Source organism: Sphingomonas sp. T1, assembly GCF_902506585.1.
Taxonomy (GTDB): domain Bacteria; phylum Pseudomonadota; class Alphaproteobacteria; order Sphingomonadales; family Sphingomonadaceae; genus Sphingomonas; species Sphingomonas aerolata.
In genome coordinates this window covers 407,889-431,090 of sequence record NZ_LR733875.1, presented here as the reverse complement: position 1 = coordinate 431,090, position 23,202 = coordinate 407,889, and the positions used below count along the sequence as shown (strand labels likewise).

Genomic DNA, 23,202 nt, shown 5'->3' with positions numbered 1-23,202 from the left:
CGCCGTCCCCCAACTGGGCCCCGGCCTCCGCCGGGGTGGGTAAGCAGAAAATCGCTGCAATCTCAGCTCAAAACCACCACATCACCGTAGCCGGAAACGGCGTCCACCACCCGACCCGCACGCCAGCGAACCGCAGCGCATCCCCCGTCCACGCATTGCACGTCGCCACCCCGCTATAATGCCCCCGCGCGTCGTAGAACGCGTCATAACCGGCATAGCCCGGATAGGCCCGCCCCCCCGGCCGGATCGTCGCCGCGATATACTCCGCCAGCCGCCGATACTCCCCCTCACTCAGCATCACCGCGCGCACGTCGCCACCGGCCACTGGCGCGGCGAGATGCTCGACATGCAGCAGCACCGCGTCGCTGCCGGTCGCCGACGCCAGCACGGTCCGCAGTTTCACGTCCGCCCAGGTCGGCGTCTCGAGGAAGAACGCCTTCTCCCCCCAGCCGATCGCGAGGTGATCGGACGCGGCATAACGCGGGTCGCGCAGGTCGCCGGGCCGGGCGAAGCCGCGCCAGTCCACCCCGGCCGCGATCTTCGGCACGATGATCCCGGTATGCACCCCGTTGCTCTCGACGAAGATGCGGATGCCGCGCGGGGGAGGGCGCCAGTCCCGGTTGGTCGGGATCGCCCCGCCGACCAGCCCCGCCACCGCATAGCTCGCAGCCAGTGCGAGGACGACCGCAAGGATCCTTAACGACCAATGAATCCAGCGCGTTTCCGTTGTCATTCGGTCATGCTAGACGATGGCCATGCTAGAAGAAACGCACGTGCTCAGCACGCCGCCCGAAGGGGCACCCGACTGGACGATCCCGCAAAACTGGTCGAGCTATACCGCCGAGGATCATGCGACCTGGGACACGCTGTTCGCGCGCCAGTCGAAACTGCTCCCCGGCCGCGCGTCGAACGCGTGGCTGCGCGGGCTCGACGTGCTGAAACTCTCGAAGCCCGGCATCCCCGATTTCGAGGAACTGTCCGAACGGCTCATGAAGCTTACCGGCTGGTCGGTCGTCGCGGTGCCCGGCCTCGTCCCCGACGACGTGTTCTTCGATCACATGGCCAATCGCCGCTTCGTCGCGGGCAATTTCATCCGCCGTCCCGAGCAGCTCGACTATCTCCAGGAACCCGACGTCTTCCACGACGTGTTCGGCCACGTGCCGATGCTCGCCGACCCGGTCTTCGCGGACTATCTCGCCGCCTATGGCCGCGGCGGCCAGCGCGCGCTCGGGCTCGACGCGCTCAAATATCTCGGCCGGCTCTACTGGTACACGGTCGAATTCGGCCTGATTGCAGAGCCCGAGGGGCTTCGTATCTACGGCTCGGGCATCGTCTCGAGCTTCGCCGAGACCCGCTTCGCGCTCGACGACCCCAGCCCCAACCGCATCGCGCTCGACCTCGCGCGGGTCATGCGGACGGAGTACCGGATCGACGATTTCCAGCAGAACTATTTCGTCATCCCGAGCTTCGACGAACTGCTCCGGCTGACGGTGGAGACCGATTTCGCACCGCTGTACGAAGATCTGAAGGCTCTGCCCGACATCCCCGTCGCGCAGATCGAACCCGACGACGTCGTGCTGACGCACGGCACGCAGGCCTATGCGAAGTCCAAGGCAACACGCGCCGCATAATGCCACCACCCCGGCGAAGGCCGGGGCCCAGCTGGGAAGGCTGTGCGATTCATGCGCGAAGGTTCACCCAACTGGGCCCCGGCCTCCGCCGGGGTGGTGTCGGGTAGGAGGCGAGGCGCAGGCCGCACCCCCATGTTCCCCCGCGAAGGCGGGGGCCCAGACTGGACCCCCGCCTTCGCGGGGGAACAGGCTTGCTGGGGAGGCGCTCTCAGAATTTGAGCGCCGAGCCGTATCACCTCGTGAAACCGGACGCCCACCACCCACAAACCACCCCGGCGAAGGCCGGGGCCCAGTTGGGCGAACCCCGGAGATGGAACCGAACGGCCATCCCAACTGGGCCCCGGCCTCCGCCGGGGTGGTGTAGAGTGTGAGGCAAGGCGCGGGCCGCACCCTCATGGACCCCCGCCTTCGCGGCGGAGCAGGATCAAATATCCAGCGCCCACCCGTCGCGCCCCTTGGGATCGAACGGCCCGTCCGCCACGAACCGCGTCGCCCCCGCGCGCAGCCGCAGCACGCTCCAGTCCCCCCGCCGGGCGACCGCGTCCAGCGAACACCCGCACGCTTCATACGCCGCGACCACGCCCGCGCGCTGCGTCTCGAGCAGCCCCGCCAGCACGATCGTCGCCCCCGCATCCGCGATCGACGCGATCTCCGGCGCCATCGACACCAACGGCCCCGCCAGGATGTTCGCGATCACCAGGTCATAGGGCGCACGCGCGACGATCGCGTCGTCGAGCGTCCCGTCGGCCACCACCAGGTCGATCCCCACGACCCCGTTCAGGTCCGCATTCTCCTGCGTCACCTCGATCGAGACCGGATCGATATCCGTCCCCATCACCGCCGCCTCGGGCCACAGATGCGCCGCGGCAAAGGCGAGCAGCCCGGTCCCCGTGCCGATGTCGATGACGTTGGCGAACGCCGCATCCGCCAGCCCGTCGAGCATCGCCAGGCACCCGCTGGTCGTCTCGTGATGCCCCGTCCCGAACGCGCGGCTCGCCTCGATCAGGAAGGCGCGCTTGCCCGCGGGCACGGCGTCGGCATGCGCGCGGGTATGGACGAAGAACCGGCCGACCGACAGCGGCTCGAGCCCCGCCTGGCTCATCGTCACCCAGTCCGCCGCGGCCAGTCGCTCGACCGCGATTCTGGCCCCAGCCGCGCTCGGCACCAGCGCGCGCACCGCCGCGACCGTGTCGGCGCCCGGCTCATGCTCGAAATACGCGTCGAGCCGCCAGGATTCGACGTCGTCCTCGATCTCCTCGGTGGTCATCAGCACCGCGTCGCCCGGGATCGCGTCGCCCAGATCGCCGCTCGCATCGATCGCCTCCGCCTCCGCGCGCGTGCAGGGGAGGGTGAGTTTCCAGCTCTCAGCGGACATAGCTGGCGCCGTTCACGTCGATCACCGCGCCGGTCATCGAGGGCGGCGCCTGGAGCGCGCAATAGCGCGCGACCGAGGCGACTTCGGCGGGGTCCGCGACCTTGCCGAGCGGAATGTCGGCGAGCAGCGCATCGCCGCCGCGGCTCGACAGGTAATCCTCCGCCATCCCGGTCATCGTGAAGCCGGGGCAGATCGCGAACGCCAGGATCCCCTCGCGGGCATAGCCGCGCGCGATCGTCTTGGTCATCGCCACCATTCCCGCCTTCGACGCGGCATAATGCCAGTGCGCGGGCGAATCGCCGCGATAGGCGGCGCGGCTGGCGATGTTGACGATCCGGCCCGCGAACCCGCGCGCCTGCCAGTGCAGCACCGCGAGCCGGCAGAGTTCGGCGGACGCGGTCAGGTTGATCCGCATCGTCCGCTCCCACTGATCGGTCCAGTCCGCATCCTCGAGCGGGCTCGCCTCGAACACCCCGGCATTGTTGATCAGCACGTCGATCGTGCCGCCGGCCTGTTCGAGCGCGGCGGTCCACAAAGCGGTCGGCCCCGCAGGGTCGGCAAAGTCGGCGGGGAGCCCGCTCGCGCTGCCCCCGTTGCTGCTCTTGTGCCCGATGACGGTGGCGCCCGCGTCGGTCAGCGCCTGGTGAATGGCCGCGCCGATGCCCCGGCTCGACCCTGTGAGTAGGATGGTCATGCCCAGGGCCTTAGCGCGCCCGGTAAGGGTCCGTCACCTGCCCGATTGCACGGCGGTGAGGTCGCTCACGCGACGCTGGACGAAAACCCGTCGGCGGCCCCGCGCAGCACGCTCAGCTTGTCGTCGATCAGCCCGAAATCCTGGCCGAGCAGCGTGATCTCGTTGGCGACCGCCTCCGCATCGCCGCGGATCATGTCGATCGTCGCGGACATCGTGTCGGCGGCCAGCGCGGTTTCGTCGACCGCGGCGGTGATCGACGCGACGGTCCGCGCCTGCGCGTCCATCGCCTGGCGGATCCGCAGCGCACTGTCCTGGACCTCGCCGACGGTCGTGCGGATGCCGACGCTGGTCGTCACCGAGCTGTGCGTCGCCGCCTGGATCGCGGCGATCTTGGTCGCGATGTCGTCGGTCGCGCGCGCGGTCTGGCTGGCGAGGCTCTTCACCTCCTGCGCCACCACCGCAAAGCCGCGCCCGGCATCGCCCGCGCGCGCCGCCTCGATCGTCGCGTTGAGCGCGAGCAGGTTGGTCTGCCCCGCGATCGTGCGGATCAGCCCCAGGATCGACTCGATCGACTGGGCATGCGCGCTCAACGTCTCGGACATGCCGACCGCGTCGGTCGCCTGTGCCGACGCGCGATTGGCGATCTCCGCCGCCGCCTCGACCTCGATGCGCGCGCCCTCGATCGCGCAGATCAGTCCCGAGGCGGTGTGCGCGGCCTCACGCATCGCCAGCGCGGACTGTTCGGCGGCGGCGGCGACCTCGCTCGTCTTGCCCAGCACGCTGCGGGTCGAGGTCGACGCGCCCATCGCCTGGACGCGGATCCGCGCGCCCAGTTCGGCGGTGTCCTCGATCGACGAGGCGATGCTCTCACGGAACGCAGCCGCCCGCGCGCTGCGGGCGATCCGCGCCGCCTCGGCATCGGACGCGCTCAGATGCGACGCCATGATGTCCGCTTCGATCAGCGCGAGCCGCTGGATCACGTCGCCCAGCATCCGCATCGACGCGGTGTCGGTGCCGACCCGTTCGGCGATCAGCCCGAGCGTGACGCTGTGCGCGAACGCCAGCGCGGCGAGCAAGGCGGGTAGCGGGATGTTCGCCTTGCGCGATTGGACCGCATGGTCGATCGCGATGTCCCGCCACGCCAGGTCATAGGGGGAGAGATATTTCAGCCGGACATAGTCCGCGCTCGCGACGATGCTGCGCTCGAGTCGCTCGGGAGTGAAGGCGGGCCGGACATGAAGCGCGCTCTCGAGCGAGAGGTAATGCCGCCAGAACGTCTCCGCGATCAGCCGGTGGTCGGCGGCATCCAGCATCGCGGTCAGCGTCGCGCAGCTCGGCCCGATCGCGCCGTCCCAGTCATAGTCGCGCACGCGTTCGTACAGCGGCCGGCCATCATTGCCCCAGTCCAGCGTGCCGTGTGGCACGCCATTGCTCATGCGGTCGATTGGCGCGGTCATGCTCCCCCCTTGTGCCGTCCGTTATGCAGCCACCTTCGCGATGAATACGCCCGCGCTGGTCTTCAGATTGCTCAGCCGGCTGTCGAGCATGTCGAAGCCCCGGCCGACGCCGTCGATCTCGGTCGCCACCATTTCGGTATCCGCCCTGATCGCCGCGATCGTCGTCGACATCGAATCGGCGGCGAGCGCGGTCTCGTCGACCGCGGCGGTGATCGCGGTGACGGTCTGCGCCTGCGCCTCCATCGCGTGGCGGATCCGGTCGGCGCTGTCCTGCACCTCGGCGACGGTCGCCTTGATGCTCGCATTGGTCGCGACCGTGCCGCGCGTCGCCGACTGGATCGCGGCGATCTTGGCGGCGATGTCGTCGGTCGCGCGTGCGGTCTGGCTGGCGAGGCTCTTCACCTCCTGCGCCACCACCGCGAAGCCGCGTCCCGCATCGCCCGCGCGCGCCGCCTCGATCGTCGCGTTGAGCGCGAGCAGGTTGGTCTGGCCGGCAATGTCGCGGATCAGCCCCAGGATCGACTCGATCGACTTGGCGTGATCGCTCAGCGCCTCGGACATGCCGACCGCGTCGGTCGCCTGTGCGGATGCGCGATTGGCGATCTCGGCTGCGGCCTCGACCTCGCTGCGCGCATCCTCGATCGCGCGGATCAGCCCCGCGGCGGTCTGCGCGGCCTCGCGCATCGCGACCGCGGACTGTTCGGCGGCGGCGGCTACCTCGCTCGCCTTGCCCAGCACCGCGCGGGTCGAGGCCGAGCTGCGGACCGCCTGTTCGCGCAGGACATGCCCCTCGTCGGTCGCGGTCTCGACCATCGTCGCGATTCCGTCGCGGAATTCGACCGCCAGCGTGTCGCGCGCGCCCTGCGCCGAGAAGTTGCGATATTTGGTATAGATCGCCACGGTGATCTCACCTTCCAGCGCCGACAGCCTCATCAGCGTGTCGATATACAAGGAAAGTCGGTCATTGTCGCGCGCAACGCTCTGCATCAGCACGCCGAGCGCGGCACGGTCGCTCGCGCTGATCATCGACAGCAGCGCCATCGGCGACACGTCGGCGGCATAGGCCGCGGCGACCGACCGCTCGACCGATTCGACCCAGCCGCGCGCATTGGTGTTGAGGAAGCGGTCGCGCAGGAAATTGCAGCCGACCTCGATCATCGCGTCGGCCTCGTGCGGCGACCAGATGCGCTCGTTGCTGAAACAGCGCTGCCACTGTTCCCAATAGGCCTGGGAGATCGTGACGACATGCGGTTCGATCAGCGCCCAGAGCTCGCGGCTGGCCGCCGCGAGCGAGCCGTCAAAGTCGAACGCGCGCAGCCGTGCGGCCAGGTCGATCTGGGTGGCGATCGACCCGGGGGCCGGCATGTCGAGTGAGGTCAAAGGGTAAACTCCGGATCGCGTTGCCCGGCCAGCGCTAACGGTGATTCCTTAAGGCCAGGTTAGGGATCGATGCCGCGGGGCAGGGGGCGCCCGCCGCCCCGCCCGACCAACCGTCCGGCAGCCCCTGCGCATTGCCCTGGGTTATCAAGCCGGGCGGCGATGGGTTGCATCGCAGCACATGGCGTCTAATAGACCGGCAAACCGTTCGTTACTCGCCCTTCGTACTCGAGGACACAGCCCTTGGCATCGCGCAACCCGGCACGCCCGCTTTCTCCCCATCTGCAGGTCTATAAATGGGGCCCGCACATGCTGGTCTCGATCCTGCACCGTGCGACCGGCAGCGGCATGGCGACCGTCGGCAGCCTGCTGCTCGTCTGGTGGCTTGCCGCGATCGCCTCGGGGGATCAGGCCTATGCGACCTTTGTCGACGTGTTCACGACCGATACGGGCGGGCTCAACATTCTCGGTTATGTCATCGGCATCGGCCTGACCTGGTCGCTGCTCCAGCACATGATGACGGGCATCCGCCATCTGGTGATGGACACCGGCGCCGGATTCGAACTTAAGCGCAACCGCATGGGCGCGCGCGCGACGATCCTGGCCAGCACGCTGCTGACGGTCGCCTTCTGGCTCTACATGGGGATGAAGTAATGGGTTCGGGTACGCCAGTCGGCCGCGTCCGCGGTCTGGGCAGCGCCAAGCACGGCACGCAGCATTGGTGGCAGCAGCGGCTGACCGCCGGCGCCAACATCTTCCTGATGGCCTGGCTGATGGTCGCGGTCGCGCGGATGCCCGCCTATGACTATGCCTCGGTGCATCTGTGGCTCCAGTCGTCCTGGGCGGCGATACCGATGGCGCTGCTGATCCTGTCGGTCTTCTACCACTTTCGTCTCGGTCTTCAGGTCGTGATCGAGGATTACATGCACGGCGAAAGCCGCGTCGTGACGATGATCCTGCTCAACCTGTTCACCTTCACGCTGGGCGGCATCGCCCTGTTCGCGATCCTGAAGGTCGCCTTCTCCGGAGCTCCTGCGTAATGTCAGCTGCCTACAAGATCATCGATCATACCTATGATGCGGTCGTCGTCGGGGCCGGCGGCTCGGGCCTGCGCGCCACGATGGGCATCGCCGAGAGCGGGCTGAAGACCGCGTGCATCACCAAGGTCTTCCCGACCCGGTCGCACACCGTCGCCGCCCAGGGCGGCATCGCCGCGTCGCTCGGCAACAACTCGCCGGATCACTGGACCTGGCACATGTTCGATACCGTCAAGGGTTCCGACTGGCTCGGCGACCAGGACGCGATCGAATATCTGTGCCGCGAGGCGCCGCAGGCGGTGTACGAGCTCGAACATGCCGGCATGCCGTTCAGCCGTAACGAGAACGGGACGATCTATCAGCGTCCGTTCGGCGGCCACATGCAGAACATGGGCGAGGGCCCCCCGGTCCAGCGCACCGCCGCTGCCGCCGATCGCACCGGCCACGCGATGCTCCATGCGCTCTACCAGCAGAGCCTGAAGTACAATACGGACTTCTTCGTCGAGTATTTCGCGCTCGACCTGATCATGGAGAACGGCGTCTGCCGCGGCGTGATCGCTTTGTGCATGGAAGACGGTTCGATCCACCGCTTCCGGAGCCACCAGACCGTGCTCGCCACCGGCGGTTACGGCCGCGTCTATTTCTCGGCGACCTCGGCGCACACCTGTACCGGTGACGGCAATGCGATGGTGCTCCGCGCCGGGCTGCCGCTCCAGGACATGGAGTTCGTCCAGTTCCACCCGACCGGCATCTACGGCGCGGGCGTTCTCATCACCGAGGGCGCGCGCGGTGAGGGCGGCTACCTGACCAACTCCGAGGGCGAGCGCTTCATGGAGCGCTATGCCCCGTCGGCGAAGGACCTCGCCTCGCGCGACGTCGTCAGCCGCTCGATGGCGCTTGAAATGCGCGAAGGCCGCGGCGTCGGCAAGAATGGCGACCACATCTTCCTGCACCTCGATCACATCGATCCGAAGGTTCTGGCAGAGCGCCTGCCGGGCATCACCGAGACCGGCAAGGTCTTCGCGGGCGTCGATCTCACGCGCCAGCCGCTGCCCGTCACGCCGACCGTGCACTACAACATGGGCGGCATCCCGACGAACTTCCACGGCGAGGTCGTCAACCTCGTCGGCGGCAACCCCGACGCGGTCGTCCCCGGCCTGTTCGCGGTCGGTGAGGCCGCCTGCGTCTCGGTCCACGGCGCCAACCGTCTCGGCTCGAACAGCCTGATCGATCTCGTCGTGTTCGGCCGTGCGACCGGTCTGCGGATCCGCGACACGCTCAAGCCCGGCACCGCGCACGCGCCGCTGCCCAAGGGGTCGGAAGACCTCGCGCTGACGCGTCTCGACACGTTCCGCAACGCGAGCGGCGGGTCGCCGACTGCGCAGATCCGTCTCGACATGCAGCAGACGATGCAGAAGCATTGCGCGGTGTTCCGCGATACCGAACTGCTCAACCAGGGCGTCGAGAAGATGGCGGGCATCTACAACCGGATGACCGACGTCGCCGTGAAGGATCGCAGCATGATCTGGAACACTGATCTAGTCGAGACGATGGAGCTCGACAATCTGATCGGCCAGGCCGTCGTCACGATGAACTCGGCCGCCAACCGTACCGAGTCGCGCGGCGCGCACATGCACGAGGATTTCCCCGAGCGTGACGATGCCAACTGGATGAAGCACACCATCACGACCTTCGACGGCTGGGGTGGCAAGGGCGGTCAGACCAAGATCGATTTCCGCCCGGTGCACGACTACACGCTCACCGACGACGTCGACTACATCAAGCCCAAGAAGCGGGTCTATTGATGATCTGGGCCATCATCGCGATCGGGTTCCTCGTACCCGTCGCGGTGGGGCTGCTGACGCGGTTCCCGCCGATGATCGCCGGCTTTCTCTGGCCGGCGATCGTCGCGATCGGCACCGCGATCTATATCTACGGCATCGAAACGCGCGCCCCCGGCGAAGACCCGCAGAAGATCGCCATCACCTTCTTCGCGCTCTTCTCGCTCGCCGGCGGCGTCCCCGGCGGCCTGGTCGGCTGGATCCTCCAGCACAAGCGCGGGAACAAGCAGCCGGGCTGACACCACCGTCCGATCACCGTCCACGTCCGGTCCTGCAACACCGCACGATGGCGCAAACCCGCGATCCCGCGTAAAACCCCCTCGCACACCCTGCGGCAAGACGAGGCTGGCCATGGCGCATTGGACGATCCGGGCGGACTATGATCCTGAAGCCGGCGTTTGGTATTCGGTAGACGGCGACATCCCCGGACTCGCCGCGGACGCTACGACGCTCGAGGCACTGGCCGCAAAGGCAGGCGCCATGCTGCCCGATCTTCTCGACATCCACGCCGACGATATCGCCGACCCCGCGCGCCTCTCCGGACCGCATCGCATCCGCATCATCGCGCACCATGAGCGCGACTTCGAGATTGCGGCCTGACGGATCGTGGTCCGGGGCTATGCCGCGCAGGTTCGTGAAATCCTGACGGCAAACGGGTGCGTCTTCGTACGCAGCGGCAAGGGCGATCACGAGATCTGGCGTAGTCCGCTCGCGCCACGTCCGATCGTCGTCGATGGTACGATCCTGTCCCGCCATACGGCCAATGCGATATTGAAGCAGGCGGGGATAACGACCAAGCTTTAGACGCCGCCTTTTGTACCGCTGCGCGGAACTCGCCGCCCCCGGCGAAAGTTTGCCCGCGCATGACCGACACCTCCCCCGCTTCGAACGCGCGCAACTATCCGTTGCTCGCCGTCCCCCATGTCCAGCTGCACGGCCCCGTCGACGACGCGATGTACGACAGCTTCAAGGCGCAGGTCGCGGCCGCGCCCACTGAAGGACCGCTCGTCGTCTCGATCACCACGCTCGGTGGCGATCCCGAAATGGCGCGCGCGATGGGCGACCATATTCGCCTGCTGCGCGAATATACCGATCGCGAGACGCTGTTCCTCGGCAAGGTCGCGGTCTATTCGGCGGGCGCCACCTTCATGTCGGCCTTCCCCGCCGACAGCCGCTTCCTCACGCGCAACAGCCGCTTGATGATCCATGAGCGCCAGATGACGAGCACGATCCAGCTCAACGGCCCGCTCAACGCGCTGTCCTACACGCTGAAGGCCAAGCTCCACGAGATCGAGGATTCGATCAACATCCAGGAAGAGGGCTTTCGCGATCTCGTCCGCGGCACCAAGGTCGATATCGAGGAGCTGAAGGCCAAGGCGCCGTCCAACTGGTATATCGAGGCGCAGGAAGCGCGCGATCTCGGGCTGATCCTCGACATCATCTGACGGTTGCGGCGGTCCGTGCCCCGCCCCACATATGACTCATGTTGCACCCGCGAAGCTAAGGATTTGCGGGCAGGGCCCCTGTCATGTATCGGCTCTGACAACCTTGTCATCACACCACGGACGGACCGCTCGCAATGGCCGAATTCTCGCTCCCGAAAAACAGCGTCGTTAAGAAGGGCGTCAAGCATGCCCCAGTGACTCATGGGACCAGCGGGGGCAAGCGGCTGAAATCGTTCAAGGTGTATCGCTACGATCCCGATAGCGGCGAAAATCCCCGCTACGACACGTTCGAGCTCGACCTCGACGAGACCGGCCCGATGGTGCTCGACGCGCTGATCAAGATGAAGGGCGAGCAGGACAGCTCGCTGACCTTCCGCCGTTCGTGCCGCGAGGGGATCTGCGGTTCCTGCTCGATGAACATCGACGGCAAGAACGGTCTCGCCTGCACCACCGCGATCGAGGATTGCAAGGGTGAGGTCCAGATCACGCCGCTGCCGCACATGGACGTGATCAAGGATCTCGTCCCCGACTTCACGCATTTCTACGCGCAATATTCGTCGATCAAGCCCTGGCTCCAGACCGTCACCCCGCCGCCCTCGGGCAAGGAGCGTCTCCAGTCTCCCGAAGACCGCTCGAAGCTCGACGGCCTGTACGAGTGCATCCTGTGCGCCTGCTGCTCGACCTCGTGCCCGAGCTACTGGTGGAACGCCGACAAGTTCCTCGGCCCCGCGATCCTGCTCCAGGCCTATCGCTGGCTCGCCGACAGCCGCGACGAGATGACCGGCGAGCGGCTCGACGAGCTCGAGGATCCGTTCCGCCTCTATCGCTGCCACACGATCATGAACTGCGCGAACGCCTGCCCCAAGGGCCTCAACCCCGCCAAGGCGATCGCCGAGATCAAGAAGATGGAAGCCGAACGGATCGTCTGATTTGAGGGGGGGGGGAGCTTCTTCGCCCAACCCCTGATCCCTCCCCCTCCCGTTCGTGCTGAGCGAAGTCGAAGCGCAGGCCGGGGCCGGGCACGGCGCTCCCCCAACCCCGTTCGTGCTGAGCGAAGTCGAAGCACAGGCCCGGGGCCGGGGACGACGCTCCCCCAACCCCGTTCGTGCTGAGCGAAGTCGAAGTACAGACCCGGGGCCAGGGACTACGCTCCCCCAAACCCCGTTCGTGCTGAGCGTAGTCGAAGCACAAGCGTGGGGCCAGGGACGACGCCTCCCAAGGTCCTTCGACTTCGCTCAGGACGAACGGAGAGGGGACGGAGGCGGGGCGAAAAGGGGAGCCGTTCGCAAGCTTCGAAGGACATGCCGTTGACCACCCCCCATTTCCTCGACGCCGAAGACCCCGCAAACCCCGGCTGGCGCAGCTGGACCCTGTCCGACCCGACCCGGTTCAACACGCTGCTCGGCCCCATGCTCTACCGCGTCGACGGCCACCTCGTCCGCGTCCGCATCACGCCAGAGCGTCGCCATTCGAACCTGCAGGACAATGTCCACGGCGGCGCGCTGCTCGGCTTCATCGACGTCGCGCTGTTCGCCGCCGCGCGCGGCTTCGGGCTGATCACCGCCGGCACCGCGGTGACGCTCGACCTCAACACCCAGTTCATCGGTGGCGGCCGCATCGGCGCGCCGATCGAGGCGCAGGTCGAGGTGCTCAAGGAAACCGGCCGCCTCTTGTTCCTGCGGGGCCTCGTGGTGCAAGGCGAGGACGAAGCGAAGATCGCGGCCTTCTCCGCGACGATCCGCAAGCCGTCGCCTAAGCCGCCGAAGGGCTGACCCCGACCGCTATCACCACCCCGGCGAAGGCCGGGGCCCAGTTGGGACACGATCATTGTTCAAGCGTAGCGCTCTATTCCGGCAACCTTCCCCCCTGGGCCCCGGCCTCCGCCGGGGTGGTAAAGACCAATGACCGTCCTCGCCGCCTACGAAGCGCTCGTCGCCTCGGGCGAACTCCGCCCCGACCCCGAACAGGCCGCCGCCGCCGCGCGCCTCAACACGCTCGCCACCGAACTCGCCGCACCCGTCGCGACCGGCTTCTTCGCGCGCTTCTCGAAGAGGCCGGCCCCGCGCGGCGTCTATCTCTGGGGCGGTGTCGGCCGCGGCAAGTCGATGCTGATGGACCTGTTCTTCGCCGAGGTCGCGGTCGACCGGAAGCGCCGCGTCCATTTCGGCGAGTTCATGCTCGAGGTCCATGCGCGCATCGCCGCCGAGCGTCGCAAGGAGGTCGGCGACCCGATCGTCCCCGTCGCCACCGCGATCGCCGAGGAGACCCGGCTGCTCGCGTTCGACGAGATGATGGTCACCAACAGCCCCGACGCGATGATCCTGTCGCGGCTCGTCACCTCGCTGCTCGATTCCGGCGTGACGATCGTCACCACCTCGAACCGCCCGCCCGCCGATCTCTACAAGAACGGCCTCAACCGCGAGCATTTCCTCCCCTTCATCGCGACGATCGAGCAGCGGCTCGACGTCCTCCCGCTGAACGGCCCCGTCGATTACCGCCGCGACCGGCTCGGCAGCCAGGACACCTGGCTCGTCCCCAATGGGCCGGAGGCGACCGCGCAGCTCTCCGCCGCCTTCTTCCGCCTCACCGACTTCTCGCCCGACGACAGCGAGCATGTCCCGTCCGAGGAGCTGATCGTCCAGGGCCGGGCCCTGCGCGTCCCCAAGTCGCTCAAAGGCGTCGCGGTGTTCAGCTTCAAAAAGCTGTGCGGCGAGGCGAGGGGCGTCGCCGACTATCTCGCCATCGCGCGCAAATTCCACACCATCATCCTCGTCGGTATCCCCAAGCTCGGGCCCGAGAACCGCAACGAGGCGGCACGGTTCGTCGGCCTCATCGACGCGCTCTACGAGCACAAGGTCAAGCTGCTCGCCGCCGCCGACGCGGAGCCGGGCGATCTCTACGCGAGCGGCGACGGCCGGTTCGAATTCGACCGCACGATCAGCCGGCTGGAAGAGATGCGCTCCGAGGAGTATCTGGCGGAAGGGCATATCTGACCCTCCGAGCACCACCCCGGCGAAGGCCGGGGCCCAAATGGAGAGGTCGTAGTAACAGGGCGCGGTGCTCAGTTAGCAACGTTCCCCAATTGGGCCCCGGCCTCCGCCGGGGTGGGGGATGACCTTATTGCTCCTGCGAACGAGTTGCAATAACGAGACGACTTTTCCGCTTTAACGGTTGCCGTAGCGCCATAATGCGCGTAACCGGCGTCACCAATCACCCCGCACATCAGACGGAGACGGATTGGAATGGCTCGCAAGAAGATCGCGCTGATCGGCGCCGGTAACATCGGCGGCACGCTCGCGCACCTCGCAGCACTCAAGGGTCTGGGCGATATCGTCCTGTTCGACGTGGCCGAGGGCATCCCCCAGGGCAAGGCGCTCGACCTGTCGCAGTGCGGCCCGGTCGAAGGCTTCGACTCGACGATCACCGGCTCGAACGACTATGCCGACATCGCCGGCGCGGACGTCATCATCGTCACCGCCGGTGTCGCGCGCAAGCCCGGCATGAGCCGCGACGACCTGCTCGGCATCAACCTGAAGGTCATGAAGGCCGTCGGCGAGGGCATCAAGGCCAACGCACCGGGCGCGTTCGTCATCTGCATCACCAATCCCCTCGACGCGATGGTGTGGGCGCTGCGCGAATTCTCAGGGCTCCCGCATCACATGGTCGTCGGCATGGCCGGCGTGCTCGACTCGTCACGCTTCAGCCACTTCCTCGCCGACGAGTTCAAGGTCTCGGTCAAGGACGTCACCAGCTTCGTGCTCGGCGGCCACGGCGACACGATGGTCCCGGTCATCTCCTACTCGACCGTCTCGGGCATCCCCGTCCCCGATCTCATCGCGATGGGCATGTCGAGCCAGGAGAAGATCGACGCGATCGTCAAGCGCACGCGCGGCGGCGGCGGCGAGATCGTCGCCTTGCTCAAGACCGGCTCGGCCTATTACGCGCCCGCCACCAGCGGCATCGCGATGGCCGAGGCCTATCTCTACGACCAGAAGCGCGTCCTGCCGGCTGCGGCGTACGTCTCGGGTGAATATGGCCTCGACGACCTGTATGTCGGCGTGCCCGTGGTGATCGGTGCCGGCGGCGTCGAGAAGATCGTCGAGATCAAGCTCGACGACGAAGCCAAGGGCAACCTCCAGGTCTCGGTCGACGCGGTCAAGGAACTGATCGTGGCCTGCAAGGGTATCGACGGTAGCCTGAACTGATTTGAGCCGCGCTGCCGCCTTGTGTCCCCGCGAAGGCGGGGACCCAGTCTGGGCCCCCGCCTTCGCGGGGGAACAAGGAGCAGTGCGGTGAACAAGCCCGGCTATGTCTACATCATGGCTAGCCGGCGTAACGGAACGATCTATCTCGGTGTCACCAGCGACCTCGCCGCACGAGCCTATCAACATCGTAACGGCGTGATCGAGGGCTTCACCAGAACCTACGGTTGCAAACTGCTGGTTTGGTATGAAGTGCACGACGATCTGGAGAATGCGCGGCTGCGCGAACTTCAGATGAAGAAGTGGAACCGGCAGTGGAAACTGTCCGAGATCGAACGAATGAACCCCGACTGGAACGATCTGTTCGAGTCATTATTTTAGCAAGCTTGTTCACCCGCTAACACGGGCGCCCAAGCTGAATTCCGGCCTTCGCCGGGGTGGTAAGGAACGAGACAAGATGAGCATCCTCGTCGACAAGAACACCAAGGTCATCACGCAGGGCATGACCGGCGAAACCGGCAGCTTCCACACCAAGATGGCGCTGGAATACGGCACGCAGATGGTCGGTGGCGTCACCCCCGGCAAGGGCGGCACGACTCACCTCGACCTCCCCGTCTACAACACCGTCGCCGAGGCGAAGTCGGTCACCGGCGCGACCGCGTCCGTGATCTACGTGCCGCCTCCCTTCGCCGCCGATTCGATCCTCGAGGCGATCGACGCACAGATCGAGCTGATCGTCGCGATCACTGAGGGCATTCCCGTGCTCGACATGGTCAAGGTCAAGCGCGCGCTCGCGGGCTCCAAGTCGCGCCTGATCGGCCCGAACTGCCCCGGCGTCCTGACCCCCGGCGAGTGCAAGATCGGCATCATGCCCGGTTCGATCTTCAAGAAGGGCTCGGTCGGCGTTGTCAGCCGTTCAGGCACGCTCACCTATGAGGCGGTCTTCCAGACCTCGAACGCAGGCCTTGGTCAGACGACCGCGGTCGGCATCGGTGGCGATCCGGTCAACGGCACGAACTTCATCGACGTGCTCGAGCTGTTCCTCGCGGACGACGAGACCAAGTCGATCATCATGATCGGCGAAATCGGCGGCGACGCCGAGGAGCAGGCCGCACAGTTCCTGATCGACGAGGCCAAGCGTGGCCGCAAGAAGCCGATGGCCGGCTTCATCGCGGGCCGCACCGCACCTCCGGGTCGTCGCATGGGCCATGCCGGTGCTATCGTCTCGGGCGGCAAGGGCGATGCCGAGAGCAAGATCGCGGCGATGGAAGCTGCCGGGATCAAGGTCTCGGAAAGCCCCAGCCTGCTCGGCGAGACGCTGCTGAGCGTGCTGAAGGGTTGATCTTACTATCCCTCTCCCTTCGGGGAGAGGGAAGGAGCTGCCACTTGGCGGCGGAAGGGTGAGGGCACGTGACCGCCCGTGCCCTCACCCTCCCACCCGCAAGTGCGGGCGGGCCCCTCCCACTCCCCCGCGGGGGAGAGGGAAACTGAGGACGAACGACATGGGCTACGAAGGCCAGGATTTCAGCGATATCGCAGCCGGCGTCAGCCCGGCGTTCGTAGAGACGCTCTACGCCAAGTTCACCGCCGATCCGGCCTCGGTCGAATCCGGCTGGCGGACGTTCTTCGAGGGGCTCGAAGGCTCCGCGCAGGGCCCGAGCTGGGAAAGCGCGCGCTGGCCGCTGACCACCACGGACGATCTGACCGCGGCGCTCGACCCGACCCAGATGGAGCCCGCGCCCAAGCCCGCAAAGGGTGGCGGCAAGCCCGCGCCCGCAGCCGCCGCGCCCGCGCCCGTCTCGAAGGACGAGATCGCCAAGGCCGCGGCCGACGCGATCCGCGCGCAGCTGCTGATCCGCACCTACCGCGTCCGCGGTCACCTCGCCGCCAATCTCGATCCGCTAGGCCTCTCGAAGCGCGAGATGCCCGAGGATCTGAAGACCGAATATCACGGCTTCTCCGACGCCGACATCGACCGCAAGGTCTATCTCGGCGGCACGATGGGCTTCGAATGGGCGACCATCCGCGAGCTCGTTGACACGCTCCGCAAGAATTACTGCGGCAATGTCGGCCTCGAATACATGCACATCGCCGATGTCGAGGAGCGCCGCTTCCTCCAGGAGCGCATGGAAGGCCAGGACAAGGCGATCGAATTCTCGGTCGACGGCAAGAAGGCGATCCTCAACAAGGTCATCGAAGCCGAGCAGTGGGAGAAATTCCTCGGCAAGAAGTATGTCGGCACGAAGCGCTTCGGGCTCGACGGCGGCGAGTCGATGATCCCCGCGCTCGAATCGGTCATCAAGTATGGCGGCCAGATGGGCGTGCGCGAGATCGTCATCGGCATGGCGCATCGCGGTCGTCTGAACGTGCTCGCCAACGTGATGGCCAAGCCGCTCCGCGTCATCTTCCACGAATTCGCCGGCGGCTCGGCCAACCCCGATGACATCGGCGGCTCGGGCGACGTGAAGTATCATCTCGGCACCAGCACCGACCGCGAGTTCGACGGCCACAAGGTTCATATGAGCCTTGTCGCCAACCCCTCGCATCTCGAGGCGGCCGATCCGGTCGTGCTCGGCAAGACGCGCGCGATCCAAACGCTCAACAACGACCTCAAGGACCATGTCGCCTCGCTCCCCGTGCTGATCCACGGCGACGCGGCGTTCGCGGGGCAGGGGATCGTCTGGGAGTGCCTCGGCTTCTCGGGCATCCGCGGCTACAACACCGGCGGCTGCGTCCACTTCATCATCAACAACCAGGTCGGCTTCACGACCTCGCCGCAGTTCGCGCGCTCGTCGCCTTATCCGTCGGACGTCGCCAAAGGCGTCCAGGCGCCGGTCTTCCACGTCAATGGCGACGATCCCGAGGCGGTGACCTTCGCCACCAAGATGGCGATGGAATTCCGTCAGAAGTTCCACCGCGACATCGTCATCGACATGTGGTGCTATCGCCGCTTCGGTCACAACGAGGGTGACGAGCCCTCCTTCACCCAGCCGCTGATGTACGACATCATCCGCAAGCACCCCGGCGTCAGCTCGGTCTATGGCAACCGCCTGATCAAGGAAGGCGTCATCGACCAGCCCTGGATCGACGAGAATGTGAAGCAGCTCACGCTCCGTCTCGAGGGCGAGTTCGAGGCGGGCGCGTCGTACAAGCCGAACAAGGCGGACTGGTTCGGCGGTCGCTGGACCGGCCTCAGCGCGCCGACCGATGGTGCGTCCGCGCGCCGCAACGTCGAGACGGGTCTCAGCCAGAAGCTGTTCGACTCGCTCGGCCGCACGCTGACGACCGTTCCCGAGAGCGTGAAGATCCACAAGACGCTTGCGCGTGTGCTCGACGCCAAGCGCGAGATGTTCAAGTCGGGCAAGGGCTTCGACTGGGCTACCGGCGAGGCGCTCGCGTTCGGCGGCCTGCTCTCCGAAGGATACGGCGTCCGTCTGTCCGGCCAGGATTCGGGCCGCGGCACCTTCTCGCAGCGTCACGCGGTCTGGGTCGACCAGACCGACGAGCACAAGTACGTGCCGCTGCAGGAGATCGAGCACGGCAATTTCGAGGTGCTCGACAGCCCGCTGTCCGAATATGGCGTGCTCGGTTTCGAGTACGGCTATGCGCTCGCCGACCCGAAGACTTTGGTCCTCTGGGAGGCGCAGTTCGGCGATTTCGTCAACGGCGCGCAGATCATGATCGATCAGTTCATCACGTCCGGCGAGTCGAAGTGGCTCCGCGCCAATGGCCTCGTGATGCTGCTCCCGCACGGCTATGAAGGGCAGGGGCCCGAGCATAGCTCGGCGCGTCCCGAGCGCTTCCTCCAGTCCTGCGCGGACGACAATATCCAGGTCGCGAACTGCACCAGCCCGGCGAACTATTTCCACCTGCTCCGCCGGCAGATGCACCGCAACTTCCGCAAGCCCCTGATCGTGATGACGCCCAAGTCGTTGCTCCGTCACAAGCTCGCGGTGTCGAACGCCGAGGACTTCCAGGGCGACAGCCACTTCCGTCGCCTCCTGTCCGACACCAATGGTGCGGCCGACGTTGACACCAAGCGTCTCGTCCTGTGCACCGGCAAGGTCGCCTATGACCTGATCGAGGCGCGCGATGCGGCGGGCGACACCGACACGCAGATCGTCCGCGTCGAGCAGCTCTATCCTTTCCCCGGCAACCCGATCGCCGAGCGCGTCGCGAAGATGCCGAACCTCGAAGAGATCGTCTGGGCGCAGGAAGAGCCGAAGAACAACGGCTATTGGTTCTTCGTCGAGCCGCTGATCGAGGAGGCGCTGGCCAGCGTGAATTCGCCGGTCAAGCGTGCGCGCTACGCCGGGCGCAGCGCCTCGGCCTCGCCCGCGACCGGCCTGATGAAGCGTCACCAGGCCGAGCAGGGCGCGCTCGTCGCCGACGCGCTCGGCCACAGCGTCCGCGACGAAATCCGCCGCACCCGCGCATCGTAATCAACTCTGTTCCCCCGCGAAGGCGGGGGCCCAGTCTGGGTCCCCGCCTTCGCGGGGATACAAGGAAGTAGGCAGAAACCATGGCAACCGAAGTCACCGTCCCCGTCCTGGGTGAATCGATCACCGAAGCCACCCTCGGCGAGTGGCTGAAGCAGCCCGGCGATCCCGTCGCCGTCGACGAGCCCATCGCCAGCCTCGAGACCGACAAGGTCTCGGTCGAGGTGCCCTCGCCGGTCGCCGGCGTCATGGGCCAGCACGCCGTCGCGGTCGGCGACACGGTGCAGGTCGGCGCGATGCTCGCCACGATCGACGCCGGTGACGGCGCAGCGGCTCCTGCTAAGGCCCCCGAGCCCGCCGCAACCGCAACGCCCTCCGCACCCGCCAAGGACGAATCCGGCGCAGGTTACGGCGACCAGCCCGGCGCCGGCACCAGCGACTCGCCCGCAGCCCTCTCGCCGTCGGTCCGCCGCGCGGTGCTCGAGCACGGCGTCGACCCCGGCACCGTCAAGGGCACCGGCCGCGACGGCCGCATCACCAAGGAAGACGTGACCGCCGCCGCCTCGAGCAAGCCCGCGCCTGCTGCAGCACCTGCGCCCGCACCGGCCGCAGCGCCCGCAGCCTCGGGCCGCGGCGAAGAGCGCGTCCGCATGACGCGCCTGCGCCAGACGATCGCCAAGCGTCTCAAGGAAGCGCAGAACACCGCCGCGATGCTGACGACGTTCAACGACGTCGACATGACCGCGGTGATCGAGGCGCGCGCCAAGTACAAGGACCTGTTCGAGAAGAAGCACGGCGTCCGCTTGGGCTTCATGGGCTTCTTCGTGAAGGCCGCGACCATGGCGCTGCGCGACATCCCTAGCGTCAACGCATCGATCGATGGCGACGACATCGTCTATCACGATTACGCGGACATCTCGGTCGCGGTCTCGTCGCCGGGCGGCCTCGTCGTCCCCGTGATCCGCGATGCCGACCAGATGTCGGTCGCGACGATCGAGAAGACGATCGGCGACTTCGGCAAGCGCGCCAAGGACGGCGCACTCAAGATGGACGAGATGAAGGGCGGCACCTTCACTATCTCGAACGGCGGCGTGTTCGGCTCGCTGATGTCGACCCCGATCATCAACCCGCCCCAGTCGGCGGTCCTCGGCCTCCACCGCATCGAGGAGCGCCCGGTCGTCGTGAACGGCCAGATCGTCATCCGCCCGATGATGTACCTCGCTCTCAGCTACGATCACCGCCTGATCGACGGCCGCGAAGCCGTGACGTTCCTCGTCGCGCTCAAGAACGCGATCGAAGACCCGACGCGGATCCTGATCGACCTGTAAGTATCCAAGCACCCCGGCGCAGGCCGGGGCCCAGTGGGGAAGGCCGCGGTGACGAAGCGCCTCGCCCTCCCCATATATCTCCCAACTGGGCCCCGGCCTGCGCCGGGGAAGTAAGAGAGAAGCGACAATGGCTGACTATGACTATGACGTCCTCGTAATCGGCGCAGGCCCCGGCGGCTACGTCGCCGCGATCCGCGCCGCACAGCTCGGGCTGCGCACCGCCTGCGCCGAGAGCCGCGATACGCTCGGCGGCACCTGCCTCAACGTCGGCTGCATCCCGTCCAAGGCGCTGCTCCACGCATCCGAGCTGTACGAGGAGGCCAAGGCCGGTCACATGACCAAGTTCGGCGTCGAGTTCACCGGCGTCTCGCTCAACCTCGACCAGATGCACGCCGAGAAGGCCAAGGCCGTCAAGGAACTGACCGGCGGCGTCGAATTCCTGTTCAAGAAGAACAAGGTGACCTGGCTCAAGGGCAAGGCCGCGTTCCAGGACGCGCACACGGTCGACGTCAACGGCCAGACCGTCACCGCGAAGAACATCGTCATCGCCACCGGCTCGAGCGTCATGCCGCTCCCCGGCGTCGCGGTCGACCAGACGACCGTCGTCGACTCGACCGGCGCGCTCGCGCTCCCCAAGGTGCCCGAGCACATGGTCGTCATCGGCGGCGGCGTGATCGGTCTCGAACTCGGCAGCGTCTGGCGTCGCCTCGGCGCGAAGGTGACCGTCGTCGAATTCGTCGACCAGATCCTCCCCGGCTTCGACGGCGAAGTCCGCCGTGAGAGCGCCAAGCTGTTCAAGAAGCAGGGCATGGAGCTGAAGCTCTCGACCAAGGTCACCGGTGTGACCGTCGACAACGGTGTCGCGACCGTCACCGTCGAGCCCGCTGCCGGCGGTGCGTCCGAGACGATGACCGCCGACGCAGTGCTCGTCTCGATCGGCCGCAAGGCGAACGTCGACGGCCTCAATCTCGAAGCCATCGGCCTCGAGCTCAACAAGCGCGGCCAGATCGAGACCGACCACAGCTTCAAGACCAAGGTCGACGGCGTGTGGGCGATCGGCGACTGCGTCCCCGGCCTGATGCTCGCGCACAAGGCGGAGGACGAGGGCGTCGCGGTGGCCGAGAACATCGCCGGCCAGACCGGCATCGTCAACGAGGACGTCATCCCGTCCGTCGTCTACACGATGCCCGAGATCGCCGGCGTCGGCCTCACGGAAGAGGCTGCGAAGGACATGACCGAGATCAAGGTCGGCAAGTTCCCCTTCGCCGCCAACAGCCGCGCCAAGACCAACCGCGACACCGACGGCTTCGTCAAGGTCATCGCGGATGCCAAGACCGACCGCGTCCTCGGCGTATGGATCGTGTCGAGCCTGGCCGGCACGCTGATCGCCGAAGCCGCCATCGCGATGGAATTCGGCGCGACCAGCGAAGACATCGCCTACACCTGCCACGCGCATCCGACGCATGCCGAGGCGCTCAAGGAAGCGGCGATGGCCGTACAGGGCAAACCGATCCACATCTGACCGCGCAAAGCCGTAGCGAAGCTACGGCCGAGCACCCCGCGGTCAGACCGGCCGGCGGCGCTCCAGCGTCGTCCGACGACAGGGGCTTCGCCCCTGTCCGGCCAAGCCACGGTCAAGCTGCGTTTCGGAAGGGCGTCGGTGGAAACCCCACCGGCGCCCTCTCCACGTCTGCCGAACGCGCGCGAAACATACCCGCTCTCAAGCCCAAACCACATAAGCGACCCGCACCTCCATCCGTCATCCCGGCGAAAGCCGGGACCCAGAGCCCAAACACACCCGCCTGCGGCCCTGGATCCCGGGTCGAGCCCGGGATGACGGCATGGGGGGTGGGCGCATCGCGGCTTTCGCTATCGGTCGCATTGCCGGTGCGGCTGGCAAACTAGCGACGACCCGCCCCAGCAACAGCACGCACTTCTCGGTCACGCCCTATCCAATCCCCGTCATCCTGGCGAAAGCCAGGATCCAGAGCCGCAAGCGTGACCCCCTGCGGCTCTGGATCCTGGGTCGAGCCCAGGATGACGGAAGAGGTGGGCGCAGTATGTCTCTCTCGCCATCGACCGCCGGGCCGTAGCTACAGGCTCACCCGCAACGACCCACACCCCCCGTCATCCCGGCGAAAGCCGGGACCCAGAGCCCCAAACGCACCCGCCCGCGGCCCCGGGTCCCGGGTCGAGCCCGGGATGACGGCAGGGGGTGGGCGCAACATGTCTCTCGCCATCGATCGCCGGGCCGTAGCGGCAGGCAAACCCGCAACGACCCGCACCCCATCCGTCATCCCGGCGAACGCCGGGACCCATGGTTACGGCGGACCCGGCGATACCGTGCCGTCATAACCCGGTCCGCTACCATGGGTC

General features: G+C 66.9%; 22 protein-coding genes. 17 read left to right on the top strand and 5 right to left on the bottom strand.

The genetic code is table 11. The features are described from left to right. Nucleotides 1-67: 67 nt before the first annotated feature. Entirely contained in the window at nt 68-733 is a 666-nt protein-coding gene (locus GV027_RS01855) for a TIGR02117 family protein (protein ID WP_159510786.1), read from the bottom strand. Between the two features lie 22 nt (nt 734-755). On the opposite strand from GV027_RS01855, the gene phhA reads away from it, so the two are divergent. Further along, the gene (phhA, locus tag GV027_RS01850) at nt 756-1,631 is read left to right on the top strand and encodes a phenylalanine 4-monooxygenase (protein WP_159510785.1); all 876 of its coding nucleotides are present in this window, start codon (nt 756-758) and stop codon (nt 1,629-1,631) included. 424 nt (nt 1,632-2,055) lie between these two features. Here the strand turns inward: phhA and GV027_RS01845 are convergent, their stop codons facing one another. From GV027_RS01845 to GV027_RS21765, 4 genes are all read right to left on the bottom strand, one after another. Beyond that, entirely contained in the window at nt 2,056-3,006 is a 951-nt protein-coding gene (locus GV027_RS01845) for a 50S ribosomal protein L11 methyltransferase (protein ID WP_159510784.1), read from the bottom strand. Further along, on the bottom strand, nt 2,996-3,700 hold the full coding sequence (locus GV027_RS01840) for an SDR family NAD(P)-dependent oxidoreductase (protein WP_159510783.1): 705 nt from the start codon (nt 3,698-3,700) through the stop codon (nt 2,996-2,998). Before GV027_RS01840 ends, GV027_RS01845 begins: the two co-directional genes overlap by 11 nt. A gap of 65 nt (nt 3,701-3,765) precedes the next feature. Continuing rightward, nucleotides 3,766-5,157, bottom strand: coding sequence for a methyl-accepting chemotaxis protein (locus GV027_RS01835; RefSeq protein ID WP_201302558.1), 1,392 nt, complete (start codon nt 5,155-5,157; stop codon nt 3,766-3,768). A gap of 21 nt (nt 5,158-5,178) precedes the next feature. Beyond that, entirely contained in the window at nt 5,179-6,522 is a 1,344-nt protein-coding gene (locus tag GV027_RS21765; protein WP_031393659.1) for a methyl-accepting chemotaxis protein, read from the bottom strand. A gap of 321 nt (nt 6,523-6,843) precedes the next feature. Between GV027_RS21765 and sdhC the strand changes: the two genes are divergently transcribed. The 16 genes from sdhC (at nt 6,844) to lpdA (ending at nt 22,348) form a co-directional block, all read left to right on the top strand. Continuing rightward, on the top strand, nt 6,844-7,188 hold the full coding sequence (sdhC, locus tag GV027_RS01825) for a succinate dehydrogenase, cytochrome b556 subunit (RefSeq protein ID WP_031393660.1): 345 nt from the start codon (nt 6,844-6,846) through the stop codon (nt 7,186-7,188). Further along, on the top strand, nt 7,188-7,574 hold the full coding sequence (gene sdhD / locus GV027_RS01820) for a succinate dehydrogenase, hydrophobic membrane anchor protein (protein WP_031440117.1): 387 nt from the start codon (nt 7,188-7,190) through the stop codon (nt 7,572-7,574). Before sdhC ends, sdhD begins: the two co-directional genes overlap by 1 nt. Beyond that, nucleotides 7,574-9,376, top strand: a complete 1,803-nt coding sequence (sdhA, locus tag GV027_RS01815) for a succinate dehydrogenase flavoprotein subunit (RefSeq protein WP_031440116.1) — start codon at nt 7,574-7,576, stop codon at nt 9,374-9,376. Before sdhD ends, sdhA begins: the two co-directional genes overlap by 1 nt. Beyond that, the gene (locus GV027_RS01810; RefSeq protein WP_159510782.1) at nt 9,376-9,651 is read left to right on the top strand and encodes a hypothetical protein; all 276 of its coding nucleotides are present in this window, start codon (nt 9,376-9,378) and stop codon (nt 9,649-9,651) included. The genes sdhA and GV027_RS01810 overlap by 1 nt, the downstream gene beginning before the upstream one ends. Nucleotides 9,652-9,763: 112 nt before the next feature. Then, nucleotides 9,764-10,012, top strand: a complete 249-nt coding sequence (locus tag GV027_RS01805; protein ID WP_159510781.1) for a DUF1902 domain-containing protein — start codon at nt 9,764-9,766, stop codon at nt 10,010-10,012. A gap of 6 nt (nt 10,013-10,018) precedes the next feature. Then, nucleotides 10,019-10,216, top strand: coding sequence for a type II toxin-antitoxin system HicA family toxin (locus tag GV027_RS01800; RefSeq protein ID WP_159510780.1), 198 nt, complete (start codon nt 10,019-10,021; stop codon nt 10,214-10,216). Between the two features lie 59 nt (nt 10,217-10,275). Continuing rightward, nucleotides 10,276-10,857: a ClpP family protease gene (locus tag GV027_RS01795; protein WP_159510779.1), complete on the top strand. Its 582-nt coding sequence runs from the start codon at nt 10,276-10,278 to the stop codon at nt 10,855-10,857. Nucleotides 10,858-10,991: 134 nt separating this feature from the next. Then, the gene (locus GV027_RS01790; protein ID WP_159510778.1) at nt 10,992-11,786 is read left to right on the top strand and encodes a succinate dehydrogenase iron-sulfur subunit; all 795 of its coding nucleotides are present in this window, start codon (nt 10,992-10,994) and stop codon (nt 11,784-11,786) included. A gap of 372 nt (nt 11,787-12,158) precedes the next feature. Continuing rightward, on the top strand, nt 12,159-12,629 hold the full coding sequence (locus GV027_RS01785) for a PaaI family thioesterase (RefSeq protein WP_201302557.1): 471 nt from the start codon (nt 12,159-12,161) through the stop codon (nt 12,627-12,629). 129 nt (nt 12,630-12,758) lie between these two features. Further along, nucleotides 12,759-13,850 carry a cell division protein ZapE gene (gene zapE / locus GV027_RS01780; protein ID WP_159510776.1) on the top strand — a complete coding sequence of 364 codons (1,092 nt, stop codon included), beginning with the start codon at nt 12,759-12,761 and terminating at the stop codon, nt 13,848-13,850. A gap of 249 nt (nt 13,851-14,099) precedes the next feature. Next, a complete protein-coding gene (mdh, locus tag GV027_RS01775; protein ID WP_159510775.1) occupies nt 14,100-15,062 on the top strand; it encodes a malate dehydrogenase in 963 nt (320 codons plus the stop codon). An 87-nt stretch (nt 15,063-15,149) separates the two neighbouring features. After that, a complete protein-coding gene (locus tag GV027_RS01770) occupies nt 15,150-15,440 on the top strand; it encodes a GIY-YIG nuclease family protein (protein WP_159510774.1) in 291 nt (96 codons plus the stop codon). A gap of 76 nt (nt 15,441-15,516) precedes the next feature. Beyond that, nucleotides 15,517-16,401 (top strand): succinate--CoA ligase subunit alpha, encoded by an 885-nt coding sequence (sucD, locus tag GV027_RS01765; RefSeq protein WP_031395407.1) that lies wholly within the window; start codon nt 15,517-15,519, stop codon nt 16,399-16,401. Between the two features lie 160 nt (nt 16,402-16,561). Further along, nucleotides 16,562-19,501: a 2-oxoglutarate dehydrogenase E1 component gene (locus GV027_RS01760; protein WP_159510773.1), complete on the top strand. Its 2,940-nt coding sequence runs from the start codon at nt 16,562-16,564 to the stop codon at nt 19,499-19,501. A gap of 80 nt (nt 19,502-19,581) precedes the next feature. After that, the gene (gene odhB, locus GV027_RS01755; protein WP_159510772.1) at nt 19,582-20,826 is read left to right on the top strand and encodes a 2-oxoglutarate dehydrogenase complex dihydrolipoyllysine-residue succinyltransferase; all 1,245 of its coding nucleotides are present in this window, start codon (nt 19,582-19,584) and stop codon (nt 20,824-20,826) included. Between the two features lie 127 nt (nt 20,827-20,953). Then, complete coding sequence (lpdA, locus tag GV027_RS01750; RefSeq protein ID WP_031394829.1) at nt 20,954-22,348, top strand: dihydrolipoyl dehydrogenase; 1,395 nt, start codon at nt 20,954-20,956, stop codon at nt 22,346-22,348. Nucleotides 22,349-23,202 lie beyond the last annotated feature (854 nt).

Coding starts and splice junctions, on each gene's coding strand:
- sdhA (WP_031440116.1), top strand. CDS start 7,574: ATGTCAGCTGCCTACAAGATCATCGATCATACCTATGATGCGGTCGTC.
- phhA (WP_159510785.1), top strand. CDS start 756: ATGCTAGAAGAAACGCACGTGCTCAGCACGCCGCCCGAAGGGGCACCC.
- sdhC (WP_031393660.1), top strand. CDS start 6,844: ATGCTGGTCTCGATCCTGCACCGTGCGACCGGCAGCGGCATGGCGACC.
- GV027_RS01835 (WP_201302558.1), bottom strand. CDS start 5,157: ATGACCGCGCCAATCGACCGCATGAGCAATGGCGTGCCACACGGCACG.
- lpdA (WP_031394829.1), top strand. CDS start 20,954: ATGGCTGACTATGACTATGACGTCCTCGTAATCGGCGCAGGCCCCGGC.
- GV027_RS01810 (WP_159510782.1), top strand. CDS start 9,376: ATGATCTGGGCCATCATCGCGATCGGGTTCCTCGTACCCGTCGCGGTG.
- sucD (WP_031395407.1), top strand. CDS start 15,517: ATGAGCATCCTCGTCGACAAGAACACCAAGGTCATCACGCAGGGCATG.
- GV027_RS01790 (WP_159510778.1), top strand. CDS start 10,992: ATGGCCGAATTCTCGCTCCCGAAAAACAGCGTCGTTAAGAAGGGCGTC.
- GV027_RS01760 (WP_159510773.1), top strand. CDS start 16,562: ATGGGCTACGAAGGCCAGGATTTCAGCGATATCGCAGCCGGCGTCAGC.
- zapE (WP_159510776.1), top strand. CDS start 12,759: ATGACCGTCCTCGCCGCCTACGAAGCGCTCGTCGCCTCGGGCGAACTC.
- GV027_RS21765 (WP_031393659.1), bottom strand. CDS start 6,522: ATGCCGGCCCCCGGGTCGATCGCCACCCAGATCGACCTGGCCGCACGG.
- GV027_RS01840 (WP_159510783.1), bottom strand. CDS start 3,700: ATGACCATCCTACTCACAGGGTCGAGCCGGGGCATCGGCGCGGCCATT.
- GV027_RS01845 (WP_159510784.1), bottom strand. CDS start 3,006: ATGTCCGCTGAGAGCTGGAAACTCACCCTCCCCTGCACGCGCGCGGAG.
- sdhD (WP_031440117.1), top strand. CDS start 7,188: ATGGGTTCGGGTACGCCAGTCGGCCGCGTCCGCGGTCTGGGCAGCGCC.
- GV027_RS01795 (WP_159510779.1), top strand. CDS start 10,276: ATGACCGACACCTCCCCCGCTTCGAACGCGCGCAACTATCCGTTGCTC.
- GV027_RS01805 (WP_159510781.1), top strand. CDS start 9,764: ATGGCGCATTGGACGATCCGGGCGGACTATGATCCTGAAGCCGGCGTT.
- GV027_RS01785 (WP_201302557.1), top strand. CDS start 12,159: ATGCCGTTGACCACCCCCCATTTCCTCGACGCCGAAGACCCCGCAAAC.
- GV027_RS01855 (WP_159510786.1), bottom strand. CDS start 733: ATGACAACGGAAACGCGCTGGATTCATTGGTCGTTAAGGATCCTTGCG.
- odhB (WP_159510772.1), top strand. CDS start 19,582: ATGGCAACCGAAGTCACCGTCCCCGTCCTGGGTGAATCGATCACCGAA.
- mdh (WP_159510775.1), top strand. CDS start 14,100: ATGGCTCGCAAGAAGATCGCGCTGATCGGCGCCGGTAACATCGGCGGC.